Genomic DNA, 14,893 nt, shown 5'->3' on the forward strand with positions numbered 1-14,893 from the left:
AGAATGTTAAACGTTAATCACCTTTCAGCAGAGTATCAGGGCCGCCCCGCGCTGCGCGACGTCTCTTTCCAGATTGCCACCGGGCAACTGGTGGTGGTGCTCGGGCCTTCGGGCTGTGGCAAAACCACGCTGCTGAATTTGATCGCCGGGTTTATTGAGCCTTCAGCTGGCAGCATCACGCTTGATGGAACGACCGTTAGCGGCCCCGGAGCCGAGCGGGGTGTGGTGTTCCAGCATGAGGGTTTACTGCCGTGGCGCAACGTAGTGGATAACGTGGAGTTTGGTCTGCAACTGGCCGGTGTCGGCAAACAGCAGCGACGTCAGGTGGCGCAAAAGATGTTGCAACGCGTCGGCTTGGCTGGCTATGAACAGCACTTTATCTGGCAGCTCTCCGGTGGTATGCGTCAGCGGGTAGGGATTGCCCGTGCCTTGGCTGCCGATCCGCGCCTGTTGTTGCTGGATGAGCCGTTTGGCGCGCTGGATGCTTTTACCCGCGAGCAAATGCAGGAACTGCTGTTGACCATTTGGCGTGATACCGGCAAACAGGTGCTGCTGATCACCCATGACATTGAAGAAGCGGTGTTTCTGGCCAGTGAACTGCTGTTGCTATCACCGGGACCGGGGCAGGTGGTGGAACGCCTGGCGCTTAACTTTGGTCAACGTTATGCCAACGGAGAGCCCTGCCGTTCGATTAAGTCCGACCCTGAATTTATTGCGCAGCGCGAATATGTGCTGGGCAAAGTCTTTCAACAGCGCGAGGCCTTGCTATGAGTCTGCACTCCGCTCTCAAAGAGGTGGTTCAGCCGCAGGTTGCAGCACCGACGCGTCGTTTTAGCGTACCGCGTAATGTTTGGCTAAGCAGTATCACCCTGCTGGTGGTATTGGCCATCTGGTGGGGCGTGACCGCGTTGAATCTGATCAGCCCGTTGTTCTTGCCGGCGCCGCAGCAGGTGCTGCATCAACTGATTACCATCGCCAGCCCGCAAGGCTTTATGGACGCCACGTTATGGCAGCATTTGGCCGCCAGCCTGGGGCGCATTCTGGTGGCGCTGTTGGCAGCGGTGATTATCGGCGTGCCGGTGGGTATCGCCATGGGGCTGAACGATACGGTGCGCGGCATTCTCGATCCGTTGATTGAGATTTACCGTCCGGTGCCGCCGCTGGCCTATTTACCGCTGATGGTGATTTGGTTCGGCATTGGCGAAACCTCGAAAATCTTGCTGATTTATCTGGCGATCTTCGCCCCGGTGACGCTTTCTGCCGTAGCCGGTGTGCGCAGTGTGGCGCTGGTTCGTGTGCGGGCCGCCCAAGCGCTGGGGGCAAACCGTTGGCAGCTGCTGCGTTTTGTGGTGCTGCCTAGCGCCTTGCCGGAGATTTTAACCGGCATCCGAATTGGGCTGGGGGTTGGTTGGTCGACGCTGGTGGCCGCAGAACTGATCGCTGCCACCCGCGGCCTGGGATTTATGGTGCAATCCGCCGGTGAGTTTCTGGCTACCGATGTGGTGCTGGCCGGTATCGGTGTGATTGCGATTATTGCATTTGGGCTGGAGCTGGGGTTACGCGCCCTGCAGCGCCGATTGACCCCGTGGCACGGAGTAAACCAATGAACGAACGTTTAAGTATCACCCCGTTGGGGCCTTATATCGGTGCGCTGGTGGAAAACGTTGATCTGGCACGCCCCTTGGGTGACGGCCAATTCGAACAGCTCTACCATGCGCTGCTGAAACATCAGGTGCTGTTCCTGCGTAATCAGCCAATCACCCCGTTGCAACAGCGGGATTTGGCCGGTCGCTTCGGCGACCTGCATATCCACCCGGTCTATCCGCAAGCCGCCGAGGTGAAAGAGATTATCGTGCTGGATACCCATGACAATAATCCGCCGGACAACGATAACTGGCATACCGACGTGACCTTTATCGAAAACCCACCGTTGGGGGCGATTCTGGCGGCGAAAACCCTGCCTTCCACCGGTGGTGATACGCTATGGGCCAGTGGGATTGCGGCCTATGAAGCGCTGTCTGAGCCATTCCGGCAACTGCTGGCTGGGCTGAAGGCGGAGCATGACTTCACCAAGTCATTCCCGGAACACAAGCATCGTGGCAGCGAGGAAGAACATCAGCGCTGGCAGGCAGCGGTACAGAAAAACCCACCGTTGCTGCATCCGGTAGTGCGCACGCATCCGGTCAGCGGCCGGCAGGCTCTGTTCGTCAATGAAGGTTTCACTACGCGGATTGTTGATCTGGCACCGAAGGAAAGCGACGCGCTGCTGAATTTCCTGTTCGCCCACGTCACCAAGCCGGAATTTCAGGTGCGTTGGCGCTGGCAGGAAAATGACATTGCCATCTGGGATAACCGCGTGACGCAGCATTACGCCAACGCGGATTATCTGCCACAGCGGCGCATTATGCACCGCGCGACCATTCTGGGGGATAAACCTTTCTACAAGGTTTAAGGGCAGAGGCCTTAAAGGTTAAACTCGTTGGTGAACTGTTCCAACTGCTCTTGCGCATCCAGCCAGGTCATTTCCGTTTCTTCCAACGCGGATTTGGCCTGGCTTTGCTGTTGCAGACAAAGCGTTAAATCGGCCTTGCGGCTGATGTCGTACAACGCGGAGTCCGCCAGCTTCTCTTCCACCGCCGCCAGTTCGGCACTCAGTTTTTCCATCTGCTGTTCCAGCTTGGCGATCTGCTTGCGCAGTGGCTGGGTCTGGCTACGGAACTCGGCTTCCCGACGTTTCTGATCTTTACGGGCTTGCGCGCTGTTGGCGTTGTTTTCCTTGTCCGGCGCATCCTGCTGGTTTTCCTGGCGTTGCAGGTCAGCCAACCATTGCTGATAGTCGTCCAAATCGCCGTCGAATACTTCCACCTGGCCGTCGTGCACCAGATAGAGATCGTCGGTGGTGGAGCGCAACAGGTGACGGTCGTGCGAGACCACCACTAACGCACCTTCAAAGTCGATCAGCGCTTCGGTCAGCGCCTGACGCATATCCAGATCCAGGTGGTTGGTCGGTTCATCGAGCAGCAGCAGGTTAGGGCGCTGCCAGACAATCAGCGCCAGCACCAACCGCGCCTTTTCGCCACCGGAGAAACGTTCGGTAATCTCGGTGACCTTATCGCCCTGGAAGCCAAAGCCGCCCAGGTAGTCGCGCAACTGCTGCTCCAGCACTCGCGGGGCGATGCGGCTCAGATGCTGCAGCGGGGATTCGTCGGCGCGCAGGAACTCCAACTGATGCTGGGCGAAGTAACCCAGTTTGATGCCTTTCGCCAGACCAATCTCACCGCTTAGCGGCTCCAGCGAACCGGCCAGCATTTTGATCAGGGTGGATTTACCGGCGCCATTACGGCCCAGCAGACCGATACGTGAGCCGGGTACCAGGTTGAGTTTGATCGAGCTCAGGATCACCTTGTCGCCATAACCGGCGCTGACCTTCTCCATGCGCAGCAGCGGATTCGGCAGGCTTTCCGGCTGACGGAAGCTGAAGCTGAATGGGTTATCGACGTGGGCAGGCGCAATCAGCTCCATGCGTTCAAGCATTTTGATACGGCTTTGCGCCTGTTTAGCCTTGGTGGCCTGGGCGCGGAAGCGGTCAATGTAGCTTTGCAGGTGTGCCACTTTCTCCTGTTGGTTCTGGTACAGCGCCTGCTGCTGTGCCAGTTTGGTCGAACGTTGACGTTCGAACGAGGAGTAGTTACCGGTATATTCGTTAATGGTTTCTTGTTCGATATGCAGAATCTTATCGACGATCGGATCGAGGAAATCGCGGTCGTGCGAAATCAGCACCAGCGTGCCTGGGTAGCTTTTCAACCAGCGTTCCAGCCAGATCACCGCGTCCAAATCCAGGTGGTTGGTGGGTTCGTCGAGCAGCAGCAGGTCTGAACGACAGACCAGGGCTTGTGCCAGGTTCAGACGCATACGCCAGCCGCCCGAGAAGGCGCGTACCGGATTGAGCAACTGTTCGTTGGAAAAGCCCAGGCCGTGCAGCAGGCTGGCGGCGCGTGAACGGATGGTCCAGGCATCAAGGGCATCGAGTTTGCCGTGCAACGTGGCGATGGCGTGGCCGTCGTTTTTATCGTTTGCCACCTGCAGTTCGGCTTCAAGCTGGCGGAATTCGCGGTCACCGTCGATCACATACTCAAGCGCAGGGACGTCCAGCGCCGGTGTTTCCTGATTAACCCAGGCCAGGGCCCAGTTGCTTGGAAAGGTGTAGCTGCCGCCGTCTGCGGCCATCTCGCCTTTCAGCAATGACAGCAGCGTGGATTTGCCGCAGCCGTTTTTACCCACCAGGCCGACCTTCTGACCTGGATTAACCGTCGCCGTGGCGTTGTCCAACAGGACGCGGGTGCCGCGTCGGATTTGTAGCGAGGAAAATACAATCATAAAGTGCCGTATGTTCAGAGTATGTTAAATTGAGTGAGTTCTAAGTTAACAGGACGCAGACTGTCCTATTATTAGTCTTTGCGGAGCATGGTAACGGAAAACCGCTACCCTGACGACGCTTTGGAGGGGAATGATGTCGCAGCCGCCGAAGGTCTTGCTGCTGTATGCCCATCCGGAATCCCAGGACTCGGTCGCGAATCGGGTTTTGCTTCGACCGGCACAGCAGTTGGAACATGTCACCGTGCACGATTTATACGCGCACTATCCTGATTTTTTTATTGATATTCACCACGAACAACAACTGCTGCGTGAACATCAGGTCATTGTTTTTCAACACCCTCTCTATACCTATAGTTGCCCGGCTCTGCTGAAAGAATGGCTGGATCGCGTGCTGTCGCGTGGTTTTGCCAGCGGCATGGGGGGCAATGCGCTGACGGGAAAGTACTGGCGTTCGGTGATCACCACCGGTGAACCGGAGGGAGCCTACCGTACCGGCGGCTATAACCGCTATCCGATAGAAGATATTTTGCGCCCGTTTGAGTTGACCGCCGCCATGTGCCATATGCACTGGCTGACGCCGATGCTGGTGTATTGGGCGCGTCGGCAGAAGCCGGAGGTGCTGGAAAGCCATGCCACGGCGTATGGCGACTGGCTGCGCAACCCGCTGCCACACGGAGGGAGGTAAACATGGAAGGCTCAACTTTACTGACCGCAATTTTATTGTTTCTGTTCGCTGCGGTGGTCACGGTGCCGATTGCACGCCGCCTGGGTATTGGCGCGGTATTGGGCTACCTGATAGCCGGCATTGCCATCGGCCCCTGGGGGCTGGGCTTCATTCGCGATGTCGATGAGATCCTGCACTTCTCTGAACTGGGCGTGGTTTTCCTGATGTTTATCATCGGGCTGGAACTGAACCCCAGCAAGCTGTGGGAGTTGCGGCGTTCAATCTTTGGCGTCGGTGCCGGGCAGGTGCTGATTACCGCCACAGTGCTGGGGGCCCTGCTTTACCTGACTCATTTTGCCTGGCAGGCCGCGGTGATAGGCGGCATCGGGCTGGCGATGTCGTCAACCGCCATGGCGTTGCAGCTGATGCGCGAGAAAGGCATGAACCGCAATGAGGGCGGCCAACTGGGGTTCTCGGTGCTGCTATTCCAGGATATGGCGGTGATCCCGGCGCTGGCGTTGATCCCCATCCTTGCCGGGGCCGGTGGCAGCAGTGACGACTGGGCACAAATTGCACTCAAGGTGGCGGCGTTCGGCGGCATGCTGATTGGCGGGCGGTTCCTGTTGCGGCCACTGTTCCGCTATATCGCCTCTTCCGGGGTACGCGAAATCTTCACCGCTGCCGCTCTGCTGGTGGTGTTGGGGGCAGCGCTGTTTATGGATGCGCTCGGCCTGTCGATGGCGCTCGGCACCTTTATCGCTGGCGTGTTGCTGGCGGAGAGTGAATATCGCCATGAGCTGGAGATTTCAATCGAGCCGTTCAAGGGGCTGCTGCTGGGGTTGTTCTTTATCTCGGTGGGCATGGCGCTGAATATCGGCGTACTCTATACCCATCTGGCCGAAGTGCTGCTGGGAGTGGTGCTGCTGGTGACGATCAAGTCAGGGGTACTGTATTCGTTGTCGCGTATTTTTGGCCTGCGTAGTTCGGTGCGTTTGCAGTTTGCCGGCGTGCTTAGCCAGGGCGGAGAGTTTGCCTTCGTACTGTTTTCGGCGGCGGGCACGCAGAAGGTGCTGCAGCCCGATCAACTCGCGCTGTTGCTGGTGGTGGTGACCTTGTCGATGATGACTACGCCGCTGTTGATGCAAATTATTGACCGTATTCTGGTGCGGCGATACAACGCCAGGGATGAAGACGAAGAGACGCCGTATGTGGAGGACGATGACCCGCAGGTGATTATTGTTGGCTTCGGGCGTTTTGGCCAGGTGATCGGCCGGTTGCTGATGGCCAACAAGATGCGCATCACCGTATTGGAGCGCGATGTCAGCGCCGTTGGCGTGCTGCGCCGCTACGGTTACAAGGTCTATTACGGCGACGCCACCGAACTGGAGCTGCTGCGAGCGGCCGGTGCGGCGAAGGCCAGGTCGATCGTGATCACCTGTAATGAGCCGGAAGACACCATGGAAATTGTGCGGCTGTGCCAGCAGCATTTCCCCGATCTGAGCATTTTGGCGCGAGCACGTGGTCGTGTGGAGGCTCACGAATTGCTGCAGGCCGGGGTCAAGCAGTTCAGCCGTGAAACCTTCTCCAGTGCGCTGGAGCTGGGGCGAAAGGCACTGATGGAGTTAGGCATGCATCCGCATCAGGCCTATCGTGCGCAACAGCACTTCCGCCGGCTGGACATGCGCATGCTGCGTGAGTTGATGCCGCCGCATCACGGCGATGTGGCGCAAATTTCCCGCGTGAAAGAAGCGCGGCGTGAGTTGGAAGAACTTTTCCACCGAGAAATGCAAAAAGAGAGTCGCCAGTTCGACGGCTGGGATGAATACGAATAATTTGGAGCATTGAGATGTCTGCAACACGTAAAAGATTTATCGCCGGAGCTGTCTGCCCGAGCTGTAAGGCTATGGATACGCTGGCAGTTTGGCGGGAAGACCAGGTCGAAGTGGTGGAGTGCGTCAAGTGCGACCATCACCAGCGACAGACCGAAGAACAGGTGGAAAAGCACGTCCGGCCGCAGGAGCAGGTGATCGGTATTTTCCATCCGGAGTAGCGTTATTGGGCGCGATTTTTTATGCTGAAGGGTACAGCGGGAAAGATTTCCGATACAATCTGTCCGGTTAAGGCGCGGCCCCCATGACGGTTGCGTCCAAGTATCCAACGGTAGGAGATATCATGAAAGTAGCAAAAGACTTGGTGGTCAGCCTGGCTTACCAAGTACGTACAGAAGACGGTGTGTTGGTTGATGAGTCTCCGGTGAGTGCGCCGCTGGACTATCTGCATGGGCATGGTTCACTGATTGCGGGTCTGGAAAAAGCACTCGAAGGCCACGAAGCGGGCGATCGTTTTGACGTGAATGTTGGCGCTAACGATGCGTACGGCAACTACGACGAAAACCTGGTGCAGCGCGTGCCGAAAGACGTCTTTATGGGCGTTGACGAGTTGGAAGTGGGTATGCGCTTCCTGGCTGATACCGATCAGGGCCCTGTGCCGGTCGAAATCACCGAAGTGGACGGCGACCACGTAGTGGTTGACGGTAACCACATGCTGGCGGGTCAGAACCTGAACTTCAACGTGGAAGTTGTCGCGATCCGCGAAGCTACCGCTGAAGAACTGGCTCATGGCCACGTACATGGCGAGCACGATCATCACCACGACCATGAACACGGTGAAGGCTGCTGCGGCGGTCATGGCCATGACCACGATCATGACCATGCACACGACCAGGCTCCAGCCAAGAAAGGCGGTTGCGGTAACGGCGGTTGCGGTTGCCACTAATCGCAATACTGTAACGGCAAAAAAAGGGCGGCCCTGGGGCTGCCTTTTTTATTGTTTATCAATAATGTGGCGGTGGAGTTTCTTCCGACTGCGAAGCGATCATCGACGTCTGGCTCGAACGCAGTTTATCGGTCAGCACGCGCAGGTGCTCTTGTAATTTCAGCATTTCAAACTGGTGTTGCACCACGATCTGATTAAGCTCTTCGATGGTGACTTCTTGGAAGGCCTGGCGGCTCTCCAGTTCTTCCAGCCGCAGTAACAGGCTGTGGTTATCGGCGTTGTGCATGGTGCTACCTCTGACGCGGTTTAATCCTGAATCTGACGTTATGTTAACAGCTGCCGCCGGCTTTGCGCTGCGCTATTTCACCTCGTTTCGTGGGGGTGATAACCGAACGCTTCAGAGCACTGTGTAAAGTGCTGAAAAATAGAGCGCTTACCTCGGGCGGATTTGTTATCGTTGGGCGTCGGATGATGGAAAAATCTGATTTATCATACGGGTAGCACATTAAAGGAAACTTCTGTTTAAAGCTGGAGTCACACTTTGACTCGATTGGTTACCTGTGTGGCTGTTTTGTTTTGTTTCGGACAGCTATAGTAGCCCGGTTATCTTACTTAATGATTGTTTGGGGCATTGCTTCAGACACTGGAGAAATGGATGAAATCTTTGTTTAAAGTCACGCTTCTGGCAACCACCATGGCTTTTGCTTTGAATGCGACCCAGGTTATGGCTGCTGATGCAGCTAAACCAGCAGAAGCGGCTAAAGCTGCCGACGCGGCACCAAGCACTGGCAAGTTCAAGAACGATGACGAACAAGCGGCCTACGCATTGGGTGCATCCCTTGGCCGTTACATGGACAACTCGCTGAAAGAGCAAGAAAAACTGGGCATTAAGCTGGATAAAGAACAGTTGATCTCAGGCGTTCAGGACGCTTTTGCCAACAAGAGCAAGCTGAACGATGCAGATATCGAAAAAACCCTGCAAAGCTTTGAAGCACGCGTGAAGGCTTCCGCTCAGGCGAAGATGGAGCAGGACGCGAAAGATAACGAAGCGAAAGGCACCAAGTACCGTGATACCTTCGCTAAAGAAAAAGGCGTGAAGAAAACCGAGTCTGGCCTGCTGTATCAGGTAGAGAAACCAGGTACCGGCGCGGCACCTAAAGACAGCGATACCGTTGTGGTGAACTACAAAGGCACCCTGACCGACGGTACCGAGTTTGATAACTCCTACACCCGTGGTGAGCCACTGTCATTCCGTCTGGACGGTGTGATCCCAGGCTGGACTGAAGGCCTGAAACACATCAAGAAAGGCGGCAAAATCAAGCTGGTTATCCCACCGGCGCTGGCCTACGGTAAAACTGGCGTCCCGGGTATTCCGGCTAACTCCACTCTGGTGTTCGACGTCGAGCTGCTGGATGTGAAAGCCACGCCGAAGGCGGACGCCAAGGCTGAGAAACCGGCTGATGCAGCGGCTGATGCCAAAGCGAAGTAAGTCTGCCTGAGCCCCACACCGCCGCGAACATTCTTTGCGGCGGTGTTCATTTCAGCCTGCCAAATCAGGCGCAACTTTCGCTTCCTCCCCCACTGATCGCTTGACGCCTGCCGGGCATCGGGCTTAACGTCAATACCACGCGCAAACGCAAGGACTTTACTCTGGCTGTTTTGCTAGACTAATTGTCCGGACTTATAAGTCATGCGCCTGCCCCTTAGGGCGTGTACCTAAAACTGTTCCTGGTCGTCAAGGCCGGCGGACGCACATCGTGCTGTTTCAGACTGATATCAGCCAGCCACCCTGCGTAATCACAAGGGTGTGCCGCCTGTGGAAGGGAACCCGCACGAGCAGTTTTAGCTGCGCCCCCTGGCACAGGCGATCTTTGAGGGTGGTATTTTCGATGTCTAATTCGCTTTTATCCAGCGAAGCCAGCGAACTTGATTTGCTGAACGAACGTCCGTTTACCCAAACGGATCATGAAATTTTGAAGTCTTACGAAGCAGTAGTTGACGGCCTGGCGATGTTGATCGGCGGGCACTGTGAGATCGTGCTGCACGCACTGGAAGATTTGAAATGCTCGGCGGTACGTATTGCCAACGGTGAGCATACCGGGCGGCAAATCGGTTCGCCGATTACCGATCTGGCGCTGCGCATGTTGCACGATATGGCCGGCAATGACAGTAGCGTATCGCAGGCCTATTTTACTCGCGCCAAGAGCGGTGTGCTGATGAAGTCGGTGACTATCGCCATCCGCAATCGCGAGCAGCGAGTGATCGGCCTGCTGTGTATCAACATGAACCTCGACGTGCCTTTCTCGCAGGTGATGCAGACCTTTATGCCACCGGAAACCCAGGAAGTGGCCCCTTCGGTCAACTTTGCGTCCTCCGTTGACGATCTGGTGGCACAAACGCTGGAGTTCACCATCGAAGAAGTTAATGCCGACCGCAATGTTTCCAACAATGCAAAAAATCGTCAGGTGGTGCTGAACCTCTATGAGAAGGGCATTTTTGATATCAAGGATGCGATTAATCAGGTGGCGGATCGTCTGAATATCTCCAAGCACACCGTCTATCTGTACATCCGCCAGTTCAAAAGCGGCGATCTGCTGGGAACTGAGCGCTGATGCTGAATTACTGCCTTTTGGTCACCGGCCCGGCATATGGCACTCAGCAGGCCAGTAGCGCCTATCAGTTTGCTCTGGCTCTCTTGGCGAAAGGACACCGCCTATCCAGCGTGTTTTTTTACCGTGAAGGGGTGTTGAATGCCAACCAACTGACTGCACCCGCCGGTGATGAGTTTGATTTGGTCCGTGGCTGGGCACAATTGGCGCAGCAGCATGGCATCGAGCTCAATGTCTGCGTTGCCGCCGCGTTGCGACGTGGGGTAACCGATGAGCAGGAGGCGGCGCAACAGGGGCTGCCTGCGGCAAACCTCCAGCCGGGTTTTATCCTCAGCGGGTTGGGCTCACTGGCCGAGGCTGCGCTGAGCAGTGACCGCCTGGTGCAGTTCTGAGAGAATTTATGAAACGAGTTGCTTTTGTTTTTACCCAGGGGCCTCACGGCAACGCCGGCGGCAGGGAAGGGCTTGATGCGTTACTGGCCACCTCGGCGCTGAGTGAAGATCTGGGCGTGTTTTTTATCGGCGATGGGGTACTGCAGCTATTGCCGGGTCAGCAACCGGAAAAAATTTTGGCGCGTAATTATATCGCCACCTTTGGTGTACTGCCATTGTATGACGTTGAACGGTGCTATCTGTGCCAGGCATCCTTGCAGGAGCGCGGTCTGAGTCAGGTGACTGACTGGGTGCTGGACGCCGAGGTATTGGCACCGGACGCGCTGGGCCAGCTATTGGCCGGCTATGATGCGGTGATGACTTTTTAGGAAATTCTGATGCTGTATACCCTTAGCCGTTCCCCCACTCAATGCGATTTGCCTGCACTGCTGCGGCTAACTACATCGAGCGACGACCTGCTGCTGTTACAGAATGGCGTGCTGGCTGGTCTGGCCGGTAGTGCGCATCTTGAATTGCTGCTTAATGCCCCCATATCCCTTTATGCGCTGCAAGATGACCTGGAGGCCAGAGGCTTGATTGGTTATTTTTCGCACAAAATCACCGTCGTCGGCTATAATCACTTCGTTGAATTAACCGAAAAGCATTGCAGCCAAATGTCTTGGTGATGAGAGTAATGTTGTATATTTCTTGACACCTCTACTACTCAGCCATAAAATTCTGCGTCCCGTACTTTGCCTGTAGTGCATACGGGGGGATTTATCATATGTTTACGAAGCAACAAACGAAGCAAAAACCAGGAGCTTTTTAATGGCAACAATTAATCAGCTGGTACGCAAACCACGCTCTGTGAAGGCTGCTAAAAGCAACGTTCCAGCGCTGGAAGCTTGCCCGCAGAAACGTGGCGTATGTACTCGCGTATATACCACCACTCCTAAGAAACCAAACTCCGCACTGCGTAAAGTATGCCGTGTGCGTTTGACTAACGGTTTTGAAGTTACCTCCTACATCGGTGGTGAAGGTCATAACCTGCAGGAACACTCCGTGATCCTGATCCGTGGCGGTCGTGTAAAAGACTTGCCAGGTGTGCGTTACCACACCGTCCGTGGTGCACTTGACTGCTCCGGTGTTAAAGACCGTAAGCAAGCTCGTTCCAAGTACGGCGTGAAGAAGCCAAAGGCTTAATGGTTCTCCGTTAAGTAAGGCCAAACATTTTCACTTTAATGTCAAAATAAACTCGTAGAGTTTTGGACAATCCTGAATTAACAACGGAGTATTTCCATGCCACGTCGTCGCGTAATCGGCCAACGTAAAATCCTTCCAGATCCTAAGTTCGGATCCGAACTGTTGGCCAAATTTGTAAACATCCTGATGGTAGATGGTAAAAAATCTACTGCAGAAGCAATCGTCTATACCGCGCTGGAAACCCTGGCTCAGCGTTCTGGTAAAGATCACCTGGAAGCTTTCGAAGTAGCTCTCGACAACGTTCGCCCGACTGTAGAAGTTAAGTCGCGCCGCGTTGGTGGTTCTACTTATCAGGTACCAGTTGAAGTCCGCCCGGTCCGTCGTAATGCTCTGGCAATGCGCTGGATCGTTGATGCTGCTCGTAAACGCGGTGATAAATCCATGGCTCTGCGCTTGGCGAACGAACTTTCTGATGCAGTTGAGAACAAAGGTTCTGCTGTTAAGAAACGTGAAGACGTTCACCGTATGGCAGAAGCCAACAAGGCGTTCGCCCACTACCGCTGGTAATTGCCACGCAGTAGTTATGCTAACCAAGCGGGCGCTTCAAGAAGCCAACCCGCTTGGGTTAACTGAACTTGAACGCCTAAGGCAATAGAGGAATCAAATGGCTCGTAAAACACCCATTGAGCGCTATCGTAACATCGGTATCAGCGCCCACATCGACGCCGGTAAAACGACCACTACCGAACGTGTTTTGTTCTACACCGGTGTAAACCACAAAATCGGTGAAGTGCACGACGGCGCTGCTACCATGGACTGGATGGAGCAGGAGCAGGAACGTGGTATTACCATCACGTCCGCTGCGACTACTTGTTTCTGGTCTGGTATGGCCAAGCAGTTCGACGCACACCACATCAACATCATCGACACCCCAGGACACGTTGACTTCACCATCGAAGTAGAACGTTCCATGCGTGTTCTTGATGGCGCGGTAATGGTTTACTGTGCAGTTGGTGGCGTTCAGCCACAGTCTGAAACCGTATGGCGTCAGGCTAACAAATATAAAGTTCCACGCATCGCGTTCGTTAACAAAATGGACCGCATGGGTGCTAACTTCCTGAAAGTTGTTGATCAGATTGAAAAACGTCTGGGCGCAACTCCGGTTCCTCTGCAGCTGGCTATCGGCGCAGAAGAGAAATTCACCGGTGTTGTTGACCTGGTGAAAATGAAAGCCATCAACTGGAACGAAGCCGATCAGGGCGTGACCTTCGAATACGAAGAGATCCCGGCTGATATGCAAGAACTGGCTGAAGAATGGCGTCAGAAGCTGGTTGAGTCCGCTGCTGAAGGTTCTGATGAGCTGATGGAGAAATTCTTTGGTGGCGAAGAGCTGACTGAAGAAGAGATCAAAGCTTCTCTGCGTAAGCGCGTTCTGAAAAACGAAATCATCCTGGTTACCTGTGGTTCTGCGTTTAAAAACAAAGGCGTACAGGCAATGCTGGATGCTGTTGTTGAGTATCTGCCAGCACCAACTGACGTTGAAGCAATCAACGGTATTTTGGATGACGGTAAAGACACTCCAGCAGTTCGTCGTTCTGACGATGCTGAGCCGTTCTCTGCTCTGGCGTTCAAAATCGCTACTGACCCATTCGTGGGTAACCTGACGTTCTTCCGTGTTTACTCCGGTCTTGTTAACTCAGGTGACACTGTATTTAACCCAGTGAAATCTCAGCGTGAACGTCTGGGCCGTATCGTTCAGATGCATGCTAACAAGCGTGAAGAGATCAAAGAAGTTCGCGCAGGCGACATCGCTGCAGCTATCGGCCTGAAAGACGTGACTACCGGTGACACTCTGTGTGATCCGAACAACGTGATCATTCTGGAGCGCATGGAGTTCCCAGAGCCGGTAATCTCCGTTGCAGTTGAACCAAAAACCAAAGCTGACCAGGAAAAAATGGGTCTGGCTCTGGGCCGTCTGGCGAAGGAAGATCCATCATTCCGCGTATGGACTGACGAAGAATCAGGTCAGACTATCATCGCAGGTATGGGTGAACTTCACCTGGACATCCTGGTTGACCGTATGCGTCGTGAATTCAACGTTGAAGCAAACGTGGGCAAACCTCAGGTTGCTTACCGTGAAGCGATTCGTTCGAAAGTTACCGATATCGAAGGTAAACACGCCAAGCAGTCTGGTGGTCGTGGTCAGTATGGTCACGTTGTGATCGACATGTACCCACTGGAGCCGGGCTCAAATCCGAAAGGTTTCGAGTTCATCAATGACATTAAAGGTGGTGTGATCCCAACGGAATACATCGGTGCCATTGATAAAGGCCTCCAGGAGCAGCTTAAGTCTGGTCCACTGGCCGGTTACCCGGTAGTTGATCTCGGTGTGCGTCTGCATTTCGGTTCTTACCACGATGTTGACTCCTCCGAATTGGCGTTTAAACTGGCCGCTTCTATCGCCTTTAAAGATGGCTTTAAGAAAGCGAAACCTGTTTTGCTTGAGCCAATCATGAAGGTTGAAGTTGAAACGCCGGAAGAGAACACTGGTGACGTCATCGGTGACCTTAGCCGTCGTCGTGGTCAACTGAAAGGTCAGGAATCCAACGCTACTGGCGTTCAGATTCACGCTGAAGTTCCGTTGTCCGAGATGTTCGGCTACGCAACTCAACTGCGTTCTCTGACCAAAGGCCGTGCTTCTTACTCCATGGAGTTCCTGAAGTACGATGATGCGCCGAACAACGTCGCTCAGGCCGTTATTGAAGCCCGTGGTAAATAAGCTTTCGGGTTTAACACATTGATCAGTGCTCTCTCCATGAGGGGAGAGCATAAGAGTAAGGAATATAGCCGTGTCTAAAGAAAAATTTGAACGTTCCAAACCGCACGTTAACGTT

At 54.7% G+C, this 14,893-nt stretch carries 17 protein-coding genes; 15 read left to right on the forward strand and 2 right to left on the reverse strand.

Annotated elements, in window-relative coordinates; all coding sequences use genetic code 11:
* Positions 1 to 3 precede the first annotated feature (3 nt).
* From tauB to tauD, 3 genes are read left to right on the forward strand one after another with little or no spacing between them, the layout of a single operon-like run.
* Positions 4 to 771: a taurine ABC transporter ATP-binding subunit gene (tauB, locus tag ACUTSU_RS20255; RefSeq protein WP_445654656.1), complete on the forward strand. Its 768-nt coding sequence runs from the start codon at positions 4 to 6 to the stop codon at positions 769 to 771.
* The gene (gene tauC / locus ACUTSU_RS20260; RefSeq protein ID WP_445652869.1) at positions 768 to 1,607 is read left to right on the forward strand and encodes a taurine ABC transporter permease TauC; all 840 of its coding nucleotides are present in this window, start codon (positions 768 to 770) and stop codon (positions 1,605 to 1,607) included. Before tauB ends, tauC begins: the two co-directional genes overlap by 4 nt.
* Complete coding sequence (tauD, locus tag ACUTSU_RS20265) at positions 1,604 to 2,452, forward strand: taurine dioxygenase (protein WP_445652870.1); 849 nt, start codon at positions 1,604 to 1,606, stop codon at positions 2,450 to 2,452. Before tauC ends, tauD begins: the two co-directional genes overlap by 4 nt.
* Before the next feature lie 11 nt (positions 2,453 to 2,463).
* Here the strand turns inward: tauD and ACUTSU_RS20270 are convergent, their stop codons facing one another.
* The gene (locus ACUTSU_RS20270; RefSeq protein WP_445654657.1) at positions 2,464 to 4,377 is read right to left on the reverse strand and encodes an ABC transporter ATP-binding protein; all 1,914 of its coding nucleotides are present in this window, start codon (positions 4,375 to 4,377) and stop codon (positions 2,464 to 2,466) included.
* Positions 4,378 to 4,510: 133 nt separating this feature from the next.
* Between ACUTSU_RS20270 and kefG the strand changes: the two genes are divergently transcribed.
* From kefG to slyD, 4 genes are all read left to right on the forward strand, one after another.
* On the forward strand, positions 4,511 to 5,062 hold the full coding sequence (gene kefG / locus ACUTSU_RS20275; RefSeq protein WP_445652883.1) for a glutathione-regulated potassium-efflux system ancillary protein KefG: 552 nt from the start codon (positions 4,511 to 4,513) through the stop codon (positions 5,060 to 5,062).
* 2 nt (positions 5,063 to 5,064) lie between these two features.
* Complete coding sequence (gene kefB, locus ACUTSU_RS20280) at positions 5,065 to 6,873, forward strand: glutathione-regulated potassium-efflux system protein KefB (RefSeq protein WP_445652872.1); 1,809 nt, start codon at positions 5,065 to 5,067, stop codon at positions 6,871 to 6,873.
* A 14-nt stretch (positions 6,874 to 6,887) separates the two neighbouring features.
* Positions 6,888 to 7,091, forward strand: coding sequence for a YheV family putative zinc ribbon protein (locus ACUTSU_RS20285; RefSeq protein WP_445652873.1), 204 nt, complete (start codon positions 6,888 to 6,890; stop codon positions 7,089 to 7,091).
* 122 nt (positions 7,092 to 7,213) lie between these two features.
* Complete coding sequence (slyD, locus tag ACUTSU_RS20290; RefSeq protein WP_012147236.1) at positions 7,214 to 7,816, forward strand: peptidylprolyl isomerase; 603 nt, start codon at positions 7,214 to 7,216, stop codon at positions 7,814 to 7,816.
* Positions 7,817 to 7,874: 58 nt separating this feature from the next.
* On the opposite strand, the gene ACUTSU_RS20295 is transcribed toward slyD, so the two are convergent.
* A complete protein-coding gene (locus tag ACUTSU_RS20295) occupies positions 7,875 to 8,102 on the reverse strand; it encodes a SlyX family protein (protein WP_012147235.1) in 228 nt (75 codons plus the stop codon).
* Between the two features lie 369 nt (positions 8,103 to 8,471).
* On the opposite strand from ACUTSU_RS20295, the gene fkpA reads away from it, so the two are divergent.
* From fkpA to fusA, 8 genes are all read left to right on the forward strand, one after another.
* Entirely contained in the window at positions 8,472 to 9,305 is an 834-nt protein-coding gene (gene fkpA, locus ACUTSU_RS20300; RefSeq protein WP_445652874.1) for an FKBP-type peptidyl-prolyl cis-trans isomerase, read from the forward strand.
* 400 nt (positions 9,306 to 9,705) lie between these two features.
* Positions 9,706 to 10,428 (forward strand): helix-turn-helix transcriptional regulator, encoded by a 723-nt coding sequence (locus ACUTSU_RS20305; RefSeq protein ID WP_012147233.1) that lies wholly within the window; start codon positions 9,706 to 9,708, stop codon positions 10,426 to 10,428.
* Positions 10,428 to 10,817, forward strand: coding sequence for a sulfurtransferase complex subunit TusD (gene tusD, locus ACUTSU_RS20310; RefSeq protein WP_445652875.1), 390 nt, complete (start codon positions 10,428 to 10,430; stop codon positions 10,815 to 10,817). Before ACUTSU_RS20305 ends, tusD begins: the two co-directional genes overlap by 1 nt.
* Positions 10,818 to 10,825: 8 nt before the next feature.
* The gene (gene tusC / locus ACUTSU_RS20315; protein ID WP_012147231.1) at positions 10,826 to 11,185 is read left to right on the forward strand and encodes a sulfurtransferase complex subunit TusC; all 360 of its coding nucleotides are present in this window, start codon (positions 10,826 to 10,828) and stop codon (positions 11,183 to 11,185) included.
* Between the two features lie 9 nt (positions 11,186 to 11,194).
* Positions 11,195 to 11,482, forward strand: coding sequence for a sulfurtransferase complex subunit TusB (gene tusB, locus ACUTSU_RS20320; RefSeq protein ID WP_445652876.1), 288 nt, complete (start codon positions 11,195 to 11,197; stop codon positions 11,480 to 11,482).
* A 142-nt stretch (positions 11,483 to 11,624) separates the two neighbouring features.
* Positions 11,625 to 11,999: a 30S ribosomal protein S12 gene (gene rpsL, locus ACUTSU_RS20325; RefSeq protein ID WP_004930426.1), complete on the forward strand. Its 375-nt coding sequence runs from the start codon at positions 11,625 to 11,627 to the stop codon at positions 11,997 to 11,999.
* Between the two features lie 96 nt (positions 12,000 to 12,095).
* The gene (gene rpsG / locus ACUTSU_RS20330; RefSeq protein ID WP_012147229.1) at positions 12,096 to 12,566 is read left to right on the forward strand and encodes a 30S ribosomal protein S7; all 471 of its coding nucleotides are present in this window, start codon (positions 12,096 to 12,098) and stop codon (positions 12,564 to 12,566) included.
* 97 nt (positions 12,567 to 12,663) lie between these two features.
* Entirely contained in the window at positions 12,664 to 14,778 is a 2,115-nt protein-coding gene (gene fusA / locus ACUTSU_RS20335; RefSeq protein ID WP_445652877.1) for an elongation factor G, read from the forward strand.
* Positions 14,779 to 14,893: the final 115 nt, after the last annotated feature.

The sequence above is a fragment of the Serratia sp. NA_13 genome (genome assembly GCF_052691735.1).

Excerpts from the sequence above, each read along its gene's own strand:
- tauB (WP_445654656.1), top strand. The coding sequence starts at position 4 with ATGTTAAACGTTAATCACCTTTCAGCAGAGTATCAGGGCCGCCCCGCG.
- tauC (WP_445652869.1), top strand. The coding sequence starts at position 768 with ATGAGTCTGCACTCCGCTCTCAAAGAGGTGGTTCAGCCGCAGGTTGCA.
- tauD (WP_445652870.1), top strand. The coding sequence starts at position 1,604 with ATGAACGAACGTTTAAGTATCACCCCGTTGGGGCCTTATATCGGTGCG.
- ACUTSU_RS20270 (WP_445654657.1), bottom strand. The coding sequence starts at position 4,377 with ATGATTGTATTTTCCTCGCTACAAATCCGACGCGGCACCCGCGTCCTG.
- kefG (WP_445652883.1), top strand. The coding sequence starts at position 4,511 with ATGTCGCAGCCGCCGAAGGTCTTGCTGCTGTATGCCCATCCGGAATCC.
- kefB (WP_445652872.1), top strand. The coding sequence starts at position 5,065 with ATGGAAGGCTCAACTTTACTGACCGCAATTTTATTGTTTCTGTTCGCT.
- ACUTSU_RS20285 (WP_445652873.1), top strand. The coding sequence starts at position 6,888 with ATGTCTGCAACACGTAAAAGATTTATCGCCGGAGCTGTCTGCCCGAGC.
- slyD (WP_012147236.1), top strand. The coding sequence starts at position 7,214 with ATGAAAGTAGCAAAAGACTTGGTGGTCAGCCTGGCTTACCAAGTACGT.
- ACUTSU_RS20295 (WP_012147235.1), bottom strand. The coding sequence starts at position 8,102 with ATGCACAACGCCGATAACCACAGCCTGTTACTGCGGCTGGAAGAACTG.
- fkpA (WP_445652874.1), top strand. The coding sequence starts at position 8,472 with ATGAAATCTTTGTTTAAAGTCACGCTTCTGGCAACCACCATGGCTTTT.
- ACUTSU_RS20305 (WP_012147233.1), top strand. The coding sequence starts at position 9,706 with ATGTCTAATTCGCTTTTATCCAGCGAAGCCAGCGAACTTGATTTGCTG.
- tusD (WP_445652875.1), top strand. The coding sequence starts at position 10,428 with ATGCTGAATTACTGCCTTTTGGTCACCGGCCCGGCATATGGCACTCAG.
- tusC (WP_012147231.1), top strand. The coding sequence starts at position 10,826 with ATGAAACGAGTTGCTTTTGTTTTTACCCAGGGGCCTCACGGCAACGCC.
- tusB (WP_445652876.1), top strand. The coding sequence starts at position 11,195 with ATGCTGTATACCCTTAGCCGTTCCCCCACTCAATGCGATTTGCCTGCA.
- rpsL (WP_004930426.1), top strand. The coding sequence starts at position 11,625 with ATGGCAACAATTAATCAGCTGGTACGCAAACCACGCTCTGTGAAGGCT.
- rpsG (WP_012147229.1), top strand. The coding sequence starts at position 12,096 with ATGCCACGTCGTCGCGTAATCGGCCAACGTAAAATCCTTCCAGATCCT.
- fusA (WP_445652877.1), top strand. The coding sequence starts at position 12,664 with ATGGCTCGTAAAACACCCATTGAGCGCTATCGTAACATCGGTATCAGC.